This is a genomic window from Mangrovihabitans endophyticus (genome assembly GCF_014646155.1).
Taxonomy (GTDB): domain Bacteria; phylum Actinomycetota; class Actinomycetes; order Mycobacteriales; family Micromonosporaceae; genus Actinoplanes; species Actinoplanes endophyticus.
This window is the reverse complement of record NZ_BMMX01000003.1, coordinates 141988-155829: the sequence shown is the minus strand read 5'-3', so window position 1 is coordinate 155829 and position 13842 is coordinate 141988. Positions and strand designations below refer to the sequence as shown.

Below are 13842 nucleotides of genomic sequence, written 5' to 3'. Positions count from 1 at the left end.
TTGGGCACCCGCATTCCTCGGGTATGAGCGCGCCGGTCATACCGATATCGAGGAGTTCAGATGTCCATACAGGGTCTCTTCTATCTCATCGCGGTCATTCTTCTCGTGCTGGCGGCACTGCCGATCGGTACCCGCGGAGTGTCGCTCGCGCTGCTGGGCGCCGCGTTCGCGCTGCTCGGCTACTCGTGGAACACCATCACCGGCTGACCCCGCCGGCAGGTGCGGCCGGTGCCGGCGCGTCCGATGCCGGCACCGGGCCGGTCAGCCGCCCAGCGCCCGGCGGTAGACCACGGCCTGCCACGGGCCGATCGTCAGGTCGGGTCCGCTCGTCAGGTCGGGTCCGATCATCAGGTCGCCGGACGGCGCCGCGGTGTTGGTCAGCACCAGCTCGGACGCGGCCCACTCCGCGGCGTCGTCCAGTTCCGCCTTCACCGTGTCCGCCGAGAAGTTGCCGATCACCAGCAACCGGGTGTCGCCGAGCGTACGGGTGAAGGCGTACAGCCGCTCATCGTCCGGCAGTAGCATGCGGAAGTCGCCGTGCGCCACCACGGGTTCGGTGTGCCGCAGTTCGATCAGCTTGCGGTAATGGTGATAGACCGAGTCCGGGTCGGCCACCGCAGCCATCGCGTTGATCTCTTTGTGGTTCGGATTGACCGCCAGCCAGGGCATGCCAGTGGTGAAGCCCGCCTGGGCCGAGCCGTCCCATTGCATGGGGGTGCGCGCGTTGTCGCGACCCCGTGCTCGCAGCACCGTCAGCACGTCCTCGGGATCACGGCCCTCCTCGGTGACCGCCTGCGCGTACTGGCCGAGCGCCTCGATGTCGCGGAAGTCGTGAATGGACTCGAACGGCGCGTTCGTCATGCCGAGTTCTTCACCTTGATAGACGTACGGCGTGCCGCGGTGCAGATGCAGCACGGTGGCGAGCATCTTCGCGGATTCCACGCGGAACTGTCCGTCGTCGCCGAAGCGGGACACCACCCGGGGCTGGTCGTGATTGTTCCAATAGAGGCTGTTCCATCCGGTGTCCGCCAGGCCCGCCTGCCAGCGGCCGAGGATGCCCTTGAGTTTGGTCAACCGCAACGGCTCCAGCCGCCACGGGTCCGGCCCGCGGTCGACCCAGACATGGTCGAATTGGAAGACCATGTCGACCTCCGCCCGCGCCGGGTCGGTGTAGAGGCGAGCCTCGTCCACGGTGACGCCGGGCATCTCGCCGACGGTCAGCAGCGCATCGCGCCCGGCGAAGACCTTCTCGTGCATCTCGTGCAGAAACTCATGCATGCGGGGGCCGTCGATGTAGGCGGCGGAGCCGTCCGCGTACGAGAAACCGGGCCGTTGCGGACCGTCGGGCAGGGCCGGGTCCTTGGAGATGTAGTTGATGACGTCCATCCGGAACCCGTCCACGCCCCGGTCGAGCCACCAGCGCATCATCTCGTGCACCGCGGCGCGCACGTCCGGGTTCTCCCAGTTGAGGTCGGGCTGTTTGCGGGAGAACAGGTGCAGGTAGTACTCCCCGCTTTCCGCGTCGTACTCCCAGGCCGGGCCGCCGAAGGTGGCACCCCAGTTGGTGGGTTCCGCACCGGGCGTGCCGGGGGTCATGCCCGAGCGCGCCGGGCGCCACCAGTACCAGTCGCGCCGCGGGTCGGTGGTCGAGGACCGGCTCGCGGCGAACCACGGATGCTCGTCCGAGGTGTGGTTGACCACCAGGTCCATGATCAGCTTCATGCCGCGCTCGTGCACCCCGGCGAGCAGGTCGTCGAAGACCGCCAGCGAGCCGAAGACCGGGTCGATGTCGCGGTAGTCGCTGATGTCGTAGCCGTTGTCGTCCTGGGGTGAGGGATAGACCGGCGACAGCCACAGCACGTCCACGCCCAGCCCGGCCAGGTAGTCCAGATGCGCGATGATGCCGCGCAGGTCACCCATGCCGTCGCCGTCGGAGTCGGCGAAGCTGCGGGGATAGATCTGGTACACCACCGCGTTCTTCCACCACGAATCCGTCATGGCACCTTCTTTAACACGCGAACCGGACGCTCAAACGAGGATCACCGTCGCATACTGATTGCGAGTTTTCGGCCGATACGGGGGTTTTCCGATGAGAGTCGCGCTGCTGGGGCCCATCGCCTGGCGTACGCCGCCGGTGCACTACGGCCCGTGGGAGCTGATCACCAGCCTGCTTGCCGAGGGGCTGACCGAGCGGGGTGTCGACGTGACGCTGTTCGCCACGCTGGACTCGCTCACCAAGGCCGAGCTGGACGGCGTGGTGCCCGCCGGCTACGAGGAGGATCCGCGGATCGACGGCCGCGTGTGGGAGGCGATCCACGTCGCGCACGCGCTGCGCCGCTCGGCGGAATTCGACCTGGTGCACAACCATCTGGACTGGCTGCCGCTGGCCTTCTCGGAACACTGCCGGGCGCCGATGCTCACCACCGTGCACGGATTCTCCGGCCCGGCCATCCTTCCCGCGTACGCACGGTCACGCTCGTCGTTCGTGTCGATCTCGGACAGCGACCGGGCACCCGAGCTGGACTACGTCGGCACGGTCTACCACGGTGTGGACTTCGGCGGGCTGCCCTTCGACCCGCGCGGCGGTGACGACCTGGTGGCGTTCGGCCGCATCCATCCGGACAAGGGCACGCACGTGGCGATCGAGATCGCCCGGCGCGCCGGCCGGCGGTTGATCCTCTGCGGAATCGTGCAGGACCGGCGTTACTTCGCCGAGCGGGTGGAGCCGCACATCGACGACGACCGCGTGGTCTATCACGGCTCGGTCGGGCCGGAGCAGCGTGCGCGGGTGCTCGGCGGCGCGGCGGCGCTGCTGCATCCGATCTCCTTCGCGGAACCGTTCGGGCTGTCCGTGGTGGAGGCGATGGCGTGCGGGACGCCCGTAGTCGCGTACCGGAAGGGATCCATGCCGGAGGTTGTCGACGAGGGAATCACCGGGCATCTGGTGGACACTGTCGACCAGGCGGTGGCGGCGGTCGCCCGGGTCGGCGGCATCGACCGGCAGCGGTGCCGACAGCGGGCCCGGGACCGTTTCGGCGCGGACCGCATGGTCGAGGACTACCTGAGCATTTACCGCAAACTCGGCCGCTGATCAGACCTTTTTGCTACGGTCGAAATGTGAATTAGTCGTTAATCGTCACATTTATCTGCACTGGAGTGATGTGCGGATTTTGCGCTGCGGGGAGGCAGCCGCCGAGCAGAAGGGACTGTCATGCCTGCGACGTACGGCTTTCTCAGCACCTACCCACCCACGCAATGCGGGCTGGCAACCTTCAACGCCGCCCTGGGCACGCATCTCAACGCGGGGTCCGGGCGTAGCGGCGTGGTGCGCCTGCTGGCCGGCGACGACAAGGGTGGCTTGACCGTCGACCGCAGCGCCCCGCGCGTGGTGCACACCTGGCCGACCGACCGGCCCGACGGATGGGTGGCCGCCGCCAACGCCCTGAACCGCTTCGACGTGGTGATCGTGCAGCACGAGTACGGGATCTACCCGGGTGACGCCGGTCAGGAGGTGCTGCCGCTGCTGCGCGCGGTCAAGGCGCCCACCATCGTCGTGCTGCACACCGTGCTGAGCACCCCGGACCCGCTGCAGCGCTCGGTGCTGGAACGGGTGGTGGCCGCCGCGGACGCCGTGGTCACCATGACCGACACCGCGCGGCAGCGGCTGACCGACCACTACCACGTCGACCCGTCCAAGATCTCGGTGATCCCGCACGGCGCCGCCGGTCACTGCGGAGCTCCGCGCGACCGCAACGCCCGGCCGCACCTGCTCACCTGGGGACTGCTCGGGCCGGGCAAGGGCATCGAGTGGGCGCTGCGCGCCGTGGCCCTGCTCGGCGACCTGGATCCGGCACCGGTGTACACGATCGCCGGCCGCACCCATCCCAAGGTGCTGGAGCAGCAGGGCGACCGCTACCGGGAGTCGCTGCGGGAGCTGGCCGCCGACCTGGGCGTGACCGACCGGGTGCGCTGGGAGGACTCCTACATGGAGCAGTCCGAGCTGAACCGGCTGATCCGTTCGGCGGACCTGGTGGTGTTGCCCTACGACTCCACCGAGCAGGTCACCTCGGGTGTGCTGATCGAGGCGGTGGGCGCCGGGGTGCCGGTGGTGGCCACCGAGTTCCCGCACGCCGTGGAGCTGCTCAGCGACGGGCCGGGCATGCTGGTGCCGCATCAGGCGCCCGAGGTGATGGCGGCGGGCATCCGCCGGATGCTGGACGACCGCGACACCACCGGGCGACTCAGCCGGATCACGGCCGGGCCGACGCTGCGCTGGCCGGCCGTCGCGGCGCGATACCAGGCACTGGCGCAGCGGCTGCTGGGGGCGCGGGAGCACACCGCGCGGCGGGCCGGCACGCGAGTTTCCGCATGAGCGCCGGGGCGAGCGACCGCACCGAGCGCAGCGCGCCAGGTCTCCGGCTCGTCGCCCCGCCGGCGCGGCTCGCCGACGCGCCCGCACCGGGCTGGGCGCACATCGCCCGGCTCTCCGACGACGTGGGGTTGCTTGAGCATGCGCGCCACGCCATCGCCCGGCGCGAGCACGGCTACTGCGTCGACGACGTGTCACGCGGCCTGCTGGTGGCGGCCCGGGAAACGCAACCCACCGCGCAGGTGGTCCGGCTGGCCGAGCGGTATCTCGCGTTTCTCACCCACGCCCAGGGCGCGGACGGCGGTTTCCGCAACCGGCTCGGCTATGACCGCCGGTGGCTCGACGAGCCGTCCACCGGCGACTGGTGGGGGCGGGCGCTGTGGGGCCTGGGCACCGCGGCGGCCCGCAGCACCGTGCCCTGGATCCGGCGTGCGGCGCGGGAGGCGTTCGAGCTCGGCGCCCGGCAGCGATCGGCGTGGTCGCGGGCGATGGCCTTCGCCGGTCTGGGCGCCGCCGAGGTGCTGCGCGCGCACCCTCGCGACGCCGCCGCGGCGCACCTGCTGGCCGATGCGGCGACCGTGGTCGGCACGCCGGGCTCGGACCCGGCCTGGGTGTGGCCGGAACCGGACCTCACGTACGCGAATCCGGCCCTGGCCGAGGTGCTGATCGCCGCCGGTGATCTGCTCGGCGACGAGCCGCTGCTGGGCGACGGGCTGCGCATGCTCGACTGGCTGTGCGACATGCAGGACCATCACGGCCGGTTGTCGACCGTGCCGGTCGGGGGCTGGCGCCCCGGTGTCCCGCGGCACCGCTACGACCAGCAGCCGATCGAGGCGGCGGCCACCGCGGACGCCTGCGCCACCGCCGCGGCCGTCACCGGCGACGAACGCTGGGACGACGCGCTGATGCAGGCGATCAACTGGTTCCTCGGCGACAACGATGCCGGGACCGTCATGTACGACCCCCTCACGGGTGGCGGATATGACGGATTGAAGCCAGATGGTCCTAATGTGAACCAAGGTGCCGAATCCACTCTCGCTCTCCTCGCCACGCTGCAGCATGCGCGCCGGCTGGCGTCCCGAGGTGCGACACGACCCTCAGGTGGCCTAGCGTGACCGCAACCATGAACGAGCAAGAGCTCGCCACCCGGTTCGACATCACCCTCGCCCCGGACCCCCGTCGCGTGGTGATCAAACTCTTCGTGCCCGGAGAGGACGCGCAGTTGCCGTACAACCGCGCGTCCAGCCTCATCGAGCGGATCCTGCGGCTCGACGAGGACGAGATCGACCGGCTGCTGGCCGACGTCCGGGCTCGTTTCGCCGGCCGGCACCACGACCTGTGCGCGGTCTTCCAGCACCACTACGACCTGGTGCACCACCGGGTGCCCGCCGGGGTCGAGCTCTCCCCCGCCGCGCGCTCACTGATCGGCGCGTACTTCAGTCACGAGTTCTCCGTCGAGGCCGCGGCGCTGTGCAACCCGTCGATGGTCCCGCACCCCGACCAGAGCGGTCTGGAACCCGGCCAGTTGCGTGCCGCGGTCAGCCTGCGGCAGATCGGCGAGGGGCACATCTCCTCGATCGGCTTCTGCAGCGCCGTGCTCGGGCCCGGCGAGAGCATCCGGATCGAGGACCGCGACGGACCGCTGATGATCGGACACCGGGTCGGCGCCCGGCACCGCCGGGAACTGCTCGCCGCCGCCCTCACCGACGAGGACCTGGACAACGAGGCCTGCGCGTACGTCCTGGGTGAACTGCCGGAACGCTTCACCGACGAGGAGTTCGAGGAGGTCCTCGGGCACCTGCCGGCCGAGTTGACGGCCCGTGCCACCAGCGAGTCGACGCTGCAGACCATCCGCCGGGTGGTGGCCGGCGACTACGCGGTCACCTTCCCCGCCACCATCCCGTTGCACCAGCGGGTGCTCTGGCCCGCCACACCGGCCGAGAGCCACGGCATGGAGGACGCCCGCTTCGTCCAATTCACCGACGCCCAGGGGCGGCAGATCTACAAGGCCACCTACACCGCGTACGACGGGCGGCACATCGGCGGGCGCGAGATCCAGACCCGCGACCTGCGGCACTTCGAGGTCACCGCGCTGCGCGGCCCGGCGGCACGCAACAAGGGCCTGGCGCTGTTCCCCCGGCCGGTCAACGGCCGGCACGTCGCGCTCTGCCGCTCCGACGGCGAGACGCTGGGTCTGAGCATCCGCGACGACAAGTACCGCTGGGCGCCGCCCACGCCGTTGCTGCGGCCGCACCGCGGCTGGGACCTCATCCAGGTGGGCAACTGCGGATCGCCGCTGGAGACCGAGGCCGGGTGGCTGGTGCTGACCCACGGCGTGGGCCCGATGCGCCGATACGCGATCGGCGCGATGCTGCTCGACCTGGAGGACCCGGCGCGGGTGGTCGCGGACCTGCCGGACGGTCTACTGGACCCGGACGAGGTGGAACGCGAGGGCTACGTGCCGAACGTGCTCTACTCCTGCGGCGGTGTGCTGCACGAGGGCCGGTTGTGGCTGCCGTACGGCGCGAGCGACGTCCGGGTGGGCTTCGCGAGCTTCCCGCTGGACCGCCTGCTGAGCCGCATGCAGCCGGTCTGACTCTGCAGCAGTGCGCTGCTGCTCGAATCGCAGCGGGTCCGGGCGGCATGCCCGGACCCACCGGGTGGCGGCCAGATGACCACGCACCCTGCGGCCAGATGACCACGAACCCTGCGGCCAGATGACCACGCACCCTGCGGCCAGATGACCGTTGATCATGAAAATCAGCAATACTTGACCCGTGAACTACCTTGTCCCTCGACATGCGGTCTCAGTGGTCGGCGAGGCATTGGCCGACACCCGAGTTGTCCTCGTCAATGGCGCACGCCAGTCCGGCAAGAGCACTCTCACCAGGCTCGCCACCGCCGAACGGGCGAATACGACGGTGCGCCTTCTCGACGACCCGGCAACGTTGCAGGCTGCTCAAGATGATCCCGTGGGCTTCGTCGCGCACGATGGCCTCATGGTCATCGACGAGGTTCAGCTAGCACCGGACCTCTTGCGTGCGATCAAGCTGACCGTTGACCTCGATCCCCGGGCGGGGCAGTTCCTCCTGACGGGCTCGTCTCGCATTCTCGCGCTCCGTACGCTTCCCGATGCGCTCCCTGGGCGCATGGAGATCATCGAGATGTGGCCGTTCGCGCAGGGCGAGCGCGAGCGAGATCCCGACCGTTTCGTCGATGCCGCATTCAGGCTCGGGCCCGACCTCGTCCACTCCTCGGCGATGCACCGCAGGGAATACCTGGAACGCGCGGTTGCGGGGGGATTCCCCGAGGCGGTACGCCGCACACCGCGGCGACGGGCGGCCTTCTTCGACTCGTACCTTACGACCCTGATCGAACGCGATGTGCTCGACGTGTCCACCATCGAACGCCGCGGCGACATGCGCCGACTTCTCACGCTTCTCGCCGGCCGCACGGCGCACCTCTTGGTGCCTGGGGCGCTGGCGGGCCAGTCTGGCATCCCCCGCACCACGCTCGCTCGCTACCTTGAGTTGCTCACCTCGGTGTTCCTCACCAAGAGCATTCCTGCTTGGTCCTCCAACCTGACGCATCGCGCGGTTGGTACGCCGAAGCTCGCCTTCGTGGACACCGGCGTGGCCTGTCACCTGATCGGGCAGGATGCCGCACGGCTCGGCGAGCCCGGCGGCGCCGCCGGACCGATCATGGAGAATTTCGTCCTCATGGAGCTGGCGCGACAACTCACCTGGAGCGAGGAGCGCGCGACCCTCCATCATTACCGGACCAAGGACGGCATCGAGGTCGACGCGGTACTGGCGACCCCCGATGGACGAGTCGTCGGCGTCGAGGTGAAGGCCGGCGCCACCGTGCGCACCGAAGACCTGCGCGGGCTGCGGCATCTTGCCGAACGCGCGGGCGACCAGTTCGTCGCCGGCTACGTCCTCTACACCGGAACGCAGACTCTGCCGTTCGGCGACAAGATTCGTGCCGTGCCGATGAGTTCGCTGTGGCGCGCGACGCCGTGAGGCCGTTGCGGCTCAGACGCTGCCCACGACCACCCAGATGGTCAGGGCGGCCAGGAAGTCGCCGCGCTGCCCGGAGGCGGCCACCTCGGCGAACCAGGCGTCCCGCGTCCTCTCCGGCAGCGTCCACGCGGTTGGCGGCACCCGCGGGTTGAACATCGGAAGCACCACGCTGGCCGACTCCGGGGTGCCGAAAAAGCAGGTCACCGGCGTGGCACCGGGGTCGCGCACACCCGCGCGCACCAGCCTGCCGCGCAGCGTGCGGCCCATGTCGAACTGGGCGGCGGTGAGCCGGTCGCGCATCCGGCGCAGCATCATGTCGCTCAATCCGGCCGACAGACCGTCGAAGGCCAGCGAGCGCCAGTCGGTGTCGATCAGGCAGATCCGGCCACCCGGACGGGTCACCCGGATCATCTCGCCGATGGCGCCGTCCGGGTCGGTGAGGTGTTGCAGAACCCGCTCGCACCAGACCCCGTCGAAGTGGTCGTCCGGCAGGTCGAGGGCGGCCACATCGCCGGTCAGGTAGCGGACCGGGCCGCCGTCGTGCCGATGCCGCGCGACCTCGGTGGTGGCCGCCGAGTAGTCCAGCGCCACCACTTCGCCGTCACCGCCGACCCTCTCGCCGAGCATCCGGGCCACCTCGCCGACGCCGCTGCCCGCGTCCAGCAGCCGCTGTCCACGGCGCACGCCGAGCAGGTCGTTCGCCACGGCGCGAACGCGGCGGATCTCCGGATGCTGGTCCATGCCGAGCAGTCCGTCGATCAGCGTGGACGTCACCGGAGGGGGCATCCGGTCCAGGTCGGCGAACGGCGTGCGCTCGGCAGGAAGGGGATCCATCCGGCCATTCTGGGGCCGGGTGGGCCGGGGACCGGGTCCTCGTCACTCATCCGACAGCGGACGGCACGCAAGCCGCCGGAGTTCCGTCCCCCGTACGCGGACAGGTGTCACCCCTGCCGCCGCACACCGTCCAAGGCGATGGCGAGGACTCGTTCGCGTTGCTCCTCGTCGACGAAGCCGGCCGCGGTGATTCCGGAGACCAGCCGCAGCACGTCGTCGAAGCCCACATCGACGCGGGCCGCACCGGCCTTCTGCGCCCGTTCCAGCAGTGGCTCGCCGGCCGCGTACATCCGCTCCCGCGTGTCCCGGAAGGCCGCCGAGTCGCGGCTGAGCGCCTCGTAGATGGCCCGCTTGGTGGCCGCGTACCGGACGAATCGGCGCAGCCAGGTGCTCAGCGCCTGCCACGGCGCCAGCTCCGCGACATCCTCGGCGGCCCGGCACAACCGGTCGATCTCGCTCAGGTAGACCGCGTCGAACAGATCCTGGCGGGTGGGGAAGTTGCGATACAGCGTGCCGATCCCGACCCCGGCGCTGCGGGCGATGTCCTCCAGCGACGCCGTCGAGCCGTGCACGGCGAAGGCTTCGGCCGCCGCGGCCAGCAACGCGTCCCGGTTGCGGCGGGCGTCCGCGCGCAACGGCTTCTCTCCCGGCATGATCCTCCTCACAGTGAAGTGGAGGGGTGCCTCCGTTAATGTGGAGGCATGCCTCGACTTTACCTCTCGCCGCCTCGCCGCACCTTCGCGGTGCTGGCCGCGGCGGTGGCCGCATTCTCGCTGATGCAATCGCTCGTCACACCGGTACTCCCCACCATCCAACACGACCTGCACACCTCCGCCACCGCGGTGACCTGGGTGCTCACCGCCTGGCTGCTCGCCGCGTCGGTCGCCACGCCGCTGATGGGACGCGTCGGCGACATGATCGGCAAGGACCGCACCCTGCTCGCCGCGCTCGCTGCGATCGCCCTCGGCTGCCTGCTCGCCGCCGCTGCCCCGAACATCGGCGTACTGATCGCCGGCCGCGTCGTGCAGGGCGTGGGCAGCGCCGTCTTTCCGGTCTCCTTCGGCATCGTGCGGGACGAGATCCCGCCGCACCGGGTGCCCTCCGCGGTCGGCGTGCTCTCCGCGGTCATCGCCTCCGGGGGCGGCATCGGCATCGTGCTCGCCGGGCCCATCGTCGGCGCCCTGAACTGGCGCTGGCTGTTCTGGATCCCGATGGTCGTGGTGCTGCTGGTGGCCACGGCGGCGGCGCGCTTCGTGCCGCCCTCGCCGATCCGCTCCCCCGGCCGGATCAACTGGCTCGCCGCCTCGCTGCTGTCCGCCTGGCTGGTCGCCCTGTTGCTGCCGCTGAGTCAGGGCAGCACGTGGGGCTGGACCGACCCGGTCACGCTCGGGCTCTTCGGGCTCGCGGCGGCGCTGTGCGCGGCGTGGCTCACCGTCGAGGTCCGGTCCGTCAATCCACTCATCGACATGCGCATGATGCGGCTCGGCGGCGTCTGGACCACCAACCTGGCCGCGATGCTCTCCGGCGCCAGCATGTTCGGTGTCTACGCCTTCCTGCCCCGGCTGATGCAGACGCCGGCCGCTGGCGGGTACGGACTCGGCGCCAGCGTGACCCGCTCCGGGCTGATCATGCTGCCGATGCTGGTCACCATGGCGGTCGCCGGCTCGCTCAGCGGCCCGGCCGCCCGGTGGATCGGCAGCCGGGCACAACTCGCGCTCGGCGCCGCACTCAGTGCGCTGTCCTGCGCCTCATTCGCGATCCTGCACAACTCCGCCGTCCCGGTCGCCATCGCGGGCGGAGTCTTCGGCCTCGGCCTCGGCATGGTGTACGCCGCCATGATCAACCTGGTGGTGCAGAGCGTGCCCGCGGCGCAGACCGGCGTGGCCAGCGGCATGAACACCAACATCCGCACCATCGGGGCGGCCATGGGCACCGCCATGGTGAGCGCGGTGGTCACCGCACACCAGGGACCGGCGGGCCTGCCCGCCGAATCCGGTTACGTCACCGCGTTCACCCTGCTCGCCGCCTGCAGCACCGCCGCAGCCGCGGTGGCGCTCCTGGTGCCGCCGTCGCGACGCCGGCGCCCGTCGGCGCCACCGGCGACGGTGGGCGCCGCGCCGGCCGAACTCACCCCGGTCGAAGTCTGACCGCCGCCGTCCGGCCGAGACGGGCCCGCCCGGTCGTAGACTCGCCGCCATGACGATCATGTTGGGCCTGGTGGGCTACGGGTCGGGCGGCCGGACGTTCCACGCCCCGTTCATCGCCGCCGCCCCGGAGATCGACTTCGTCGGCGTGGTCACCACCTCCGGGCAGCGGCGCGCGCAGGCCGCCGAACGCGGGCTCACCACGTTCGACACCATCACGGACATCGCTGCGGCCGGAGCGCAGGCGGTGGCCATCTCCACTCCCGCGGCCACCCACGCCGAACTGGCCCTGCAGGCCATCGGCCTGGGCCTGGCCGTGGTGGTGGACAAGCCGTTCGCGCTCAACGCGGACACCGCGCAAGCGGTCGTCGCGGCCGCGGGTGGCGCGGGCACGGTGCTCAGCGTCTTCCAGAACCGACGCTGGGACGCCGATTTCCGCACCGTGCGCAAGCTGATCGCCGAGGGCGCGCTCGGCCAGGTGCGGCGCTTCGAGTCGCGTTTCGAGCGGTTCGCCCCCGACCGGCAACCCCCGGTGGCCGGCGGCGGCACCCTGCTGGACTTCGGATCGCACCTGGTGGATCAGGCGCTCACGCTGTTCGGGCCGGCCGCCCGGGTGCACGCCGAGATGTGTGGCGACGACGACCTGGACGACGACGTGTTCCTTGCCGTGCACCACGACAGCGGCGTCGAGTCGCACCTGTGGGGCAGTTGGCGGCAGGCCGCCCCCGGTCCGCGCCTGCGGGTCACCGGCACCACCGGCACCTACATCGTGGACGGCGTGGACGGCCAGGAGGCGGTGCTCAAGGCCGGAAAGGGGCCGGCCGATCTGGGCGAACGCTGGGGTGTGGAACCGGAACACGCCTGGGGACGGCTCTACCGTGGAGCCACCGGCGCCCCCGTGCGCAGCGAGCGCGGCCGGTGGGACGAGTTCTATCCGTCGTTCGCCGCGGCGGTCGCCGGCACCGCGCCGGTGCCGGTGGACCCGAGCGACGCGGTACGGGCGCTGGAGGTGCTGGACGCAGCCCGCCTCAGCGCCCGCACCGGCACGACGGTCACCCTGTAACGGCTGCGCAGGCGGTTCCGCGCCGCGGCACCACCCGCTCGATGAGGTATCGGTCGGCGATCCGCCGCATGCAGTCGCTCAGGCTGTACGCCCCGTGGCCCGCACCCTGATAGACCACCAGCACGCCCCGGTCGCCGAGCTGGCGTGCCACGTCGGTGGCCCAGTTCAGACCGGTGGCGGGGTCATGCCGCGCGTTGAGCAGGAGCAGCGGCACCGCGGTGCGCACCCGCAGGCGGTGCTGCGGGTTGGCCGGCGGCTGCGGCCATCCCAGGCACGTCGCCGGGGCGAAGACGGCCGCCGGGTACGGCAGGTCGGGCGCGACCACGGTGGCCCGGCGCACCTGGGCCGCATAGTCACGGTAGTCCCGCACCGGCAGCGACCAGTCACCGCAGAACGCCGCGTCGTTCAGCGGCGGCAGACCCCGGATGGCGCCCGACGGGTCGGCCATCGTCTCGGCAAGCCTCGCGTAGTCCGGATCCCGGGTGTCGCGCAGCAGGTTGACCACCAGGTCGAAGGGGGTCAGGCCGAGCGTGCCGGCCCGCGCCCGGGACAACAGGTCCGCCCAGACCGCGCGGACATCACGACCGTGCAGCGCGCACTCCGGGTGCGCGTCGCACCAGCCGACGAAGTCGTCGAAGGCGTCCTGCTGCGCCCACGCCTGGGTGCGCAGGAAACCGGCGGTGCCGACGACACCGTGATCGGTCACGCTCTCCAGCACCATGGCCCGGACACGGTTCGGGTACCGCTCGGCGTACTGCTCCCCCAGCACATTGCCGTACGAGCTGCCGTGGAAGGTCAGGGTCGACTCGCCGAGCGCGACGCGCAACGCCTCCAGATCGCGGACCGTGCCGGCCGTGTCGGCATGATCGAACACTGGCCCGGTCATCGCGCGGCACCGCGCCCACCGCCGACGGTTGTACGCCAGCCGGGCGTCGAAGTCGGCCTGACTGGTCAGCACCGGCGCCGGCTGCTCGCCCGGCGGATCCGGCGGGCAGACGACCGGATTGCTGCCACCGACGCCGCGCGGATCGAAGCTCAGGATGTCGAAACGCCGCCGGATGTCGTCCTGGAAACGGGTGGCGCCGCCGGTGACCCACCGCACCCCGGAATCGCCCGGGCCGCCCGGACCGAAGACCAGCGTGCCGATCCGCTCGGCCGGATCGGTGGCCGGGAGCCGGGCGACGGCGAGATCGAACGACGGCCCGCGCGGGTCCGCCCAGTCGGCGGGCAACCGCAACGAGGCGCACTGGGCGGCGGCGTTCGCCGCACACGACTGCCAGTCCAGGGTGGAGGGATCGGCGCGCGCCGGGGCGGCGGCCAGTGCGGTGGCGGACAGGAGGACGGCGGACACCGTCAGGGCAAACGAAGGCATGCGTTCGATGCTGGCAACGACCCCGGCCCGGCGGGATC

12 protein-coding genes are annotated in these 13842 nt (G+C 71.0%); 8 read left to right on the top strand and 4 right to left on the bottom strand.

Annotation, left to right across the window (positions count from 1 at the left end):
- The first annotated feature begins 60 nt into the window (after positions 1-60).
- Positions 61-207, top strand: coding sequence for a hypothetical protein (locus IEY73_RS06890; RefSeq protein ID WP_189078230.1), 147 nt, complete (start codon positions 61-63; stop codon positions 205-207).
- A gap of 54 nt (positions 208-261) precedes the next feature.
- Here IEY73_RS06890 and IEY73_RS06885 read toward each other — a convergent pair whose 3' ends face one another.
- Positions 262-1998, bottom strand: a complete 1737-nt coding sequence (locus IEY73_RS06885; RefSeq protein WP_189078229.1) for a glycoside hydrolase family 13 protein — start codon at positions 1996-1998, stop codon at positions 262-264.
- 91 nt (positions 1999-2089) lie between these two features.
- Between IEY73_RS06885 and IEY73_RS06880 the strand changes: the two genes are divergently transcribed.
- From IEY73_RS06880 to IEY73_RS06860, 5 genes are all read left to right on the top strand, one after another.
- Positions 2090-3091, top strand: coding sequence for a glycosyltransferase family 4 protein (locus tag IEY73_RS06880; protein ID WP_189078228.1), 1002 nt, complete (start codon positions 2090-2092; stop codon positions 3089-3091).
- A 120-nt stretch (positions 3092-3211) separates the two neighbouring features.
- Positions 3212-4372: a glycosyltransferase gene (locus IEY73_RS06875; protein WP_189078227.1), complete on the top strand. Its 1161-nt coding sequence runs from the start codon at positions 3212-3214 to the stop codon at positions 4370-4372.
- Complete coding sequence (locus tag IEY73_RS06870) at positions 4369-5484, top strand: glycosyltransferase (RefSeq protein WP_189078226.1); 1116 nt, start codon at positions 4369-4371, stop codon at positions 5482-5484. The genes IEY73_RS06875 and IEY73_RS06870 overlap by 4 nt, the downstream gene beginning before the upstream one ends.
- Positions 5485-5492: 8 nt before the next feature.
- Entirely contained in the window at positions 5493-6965 is a 1473-nt protein-coding gene (locus IEY73_RS06865; protein WP_189078225.1) for a glycoside hydrolase family 130 protein, read from the top strand.
- Positions 6966-7146: 181 nt separating this feature from the next.
- Positions 7147-8391: an ATP-binding protein gene (locus tag IEY73_RS06860; RefSeq protein WP_189078224.1), complete on the top strand. Its 1245-nt coding sequence runs from the start codon at positions 7147-7149 to the stop codon at positions 8389-8391.
- 12 nt (positions 8392-8403) lie between these two features.
- Here the strand turns inward: IEY73_RS06860 and IEY73_RS06855 are convergent, their stop codons facing one another.
- Together IEY73_RS06855 and IEY73_RS06850 are read right to left on the bottom strand one after the other, a co-directional pair.
- Positions 8404-9225, bottom strand: a complete 822-nt coding sequence (locus IEY73_RS06855) for a methyltransferase domain-containing protein (protein ID WP_189078223.1) — start codon at positions 9223-9225, stop codon at positions 8404-8406.
- Between the two features lie 107 nt (positions 9226-9332).
- Positions 9333-9878: a TetR/AcrR family transcriptional regulator gene (locus IEY73_RS06850; protein ID WP_189078222.1), complete on the bottom strand. Its 546-nt coding sequence runs from the start codon at positions 9876-9878 to the stop codon at positions 9333-9335.
- Positions 9879-9926: 48 nt separating this feature from the next.
- On the opposite strand from IEY73_RS06850, the gene IEY73_RS06845 reads away from it, so the two are divergent.
- Entirely contained in the window at positions 9927-11372 is a 1446-nt protein-coding gene (locus IEY73_RS06845; protein WP_189078221.1) for an MFS transporter, read from the top strand.
- A gap of 49 nt (positions 11373-11421) precedes the next feature.
- Complete coding sequence (locus IEY73_RS06840) at positions 11422-12432, top strand: Gfo/Idh/MocA family protein (RefSeq protein WP_189078220.1); 1011 nt, start codon at positions 11422-11424, stop codon at positions 12430-12432.
- Here IEY73_RS06840 and IEY73_RS06835 read toward each other — a convergent pair.
- A complete protein-coding gene (locus IEY73_RS06835) occupies positions 12422-13804 on the bottom strand; it encodes an alpha/beta hydrolase (RefSeq protein ID WP_189078219.1) in 1383 nt (460 codons plus the stop codon). The two genes, IEY73_RS06840 and IEY73_RS06835, sit on opposite strands and share 11 nt — an antisense overlap.
- Between the last annotated feature and the right edge of the window lie 38 nt (positions 13805-13842).

Excerpts from the sequence above, each read along its gene's own strand:
- IEY73_RS06835 (WP_189078219.1), bottom strand. The coding sequence starts at position 13,804 with ATGCCTTCGTTTGCCCTGACGGTGTCCGCCGTCCTCCTGTCCGCCACC.
- IEY73_RS06855 (WP_189078223.1), bottom strand. The coding sequence starts at position 9,225 with ATGGATCCCCTTCCTGCCGAGCGCACGCCGTTCGCCGACCTGGACCGG.
- IEY73_RS06875 (WP_189078227.1), top strand. The coding sequence starts at position 3,212 with ATGCCTGCGACGTACGGCTTTCTCAGCACCTACCCACCCACGCAATGC.
- IEY73_RS06850 (WP_189078222.1), bottom strand. The coding sequence starts at position 9,878 with ATGCCGGGAGAGAAGCCGTTGCGCGCGGACGCCCGCCGCAACCGGGAC.
- IEY73_RS06890 (WP_189078230.1), top strand. The coding sequence starts at position 61 with ATGTCCATACAGGGTCTCTTCTATCTCATCGCGGTCATTCTTCTCGTG.
- IEY73_RS06845 (WP_189078221.1), top strand. The coding sequence starts at position 9,927 with ATGCCTCGACTTTACCTCTCGCCGCCTCGCCGCACCTTCGCGGTGCTG.
- IEY73_RS06880 (WP_189078228.1), top strand. The coding sequence starts at position 2,090 with ATGAGAGTCGCGCTGCTGGGGCCCATCGCCTGGCGTACGCCGCCGGTG.
- IEY73_RS06885 (WP_189078229.1), bottom strand. The coding sequence starts at position 1,998 with ATGACGGATTCGTGGTGGAAGAACGCGGTGGTGTACCAGATCTATCCC.
- IEY73_RS06870 (WP_189078226.1), top strand. The coding sequence starts at position 4,369 with ATGAGCGCCGGGGCGAGCGACCGCACCGAGCGCAGCGCGCCAGGTCTC.
- IEY73_RS06865 (WP_189078225.1), top strand. The coding sequence starts at position 5,493 with ATGAACGAGCAAGAGCTCGCCACCCGGTTCGACATCACCCTCGCCCCG.
- IEY73_RS06840 (WP_189078220.1), top strand. The coding sequence starts at position 11,422 with ATGACGATCATGTTGGGCCTGGTGGGCTACGGGTCGGGCGGCCGGACG.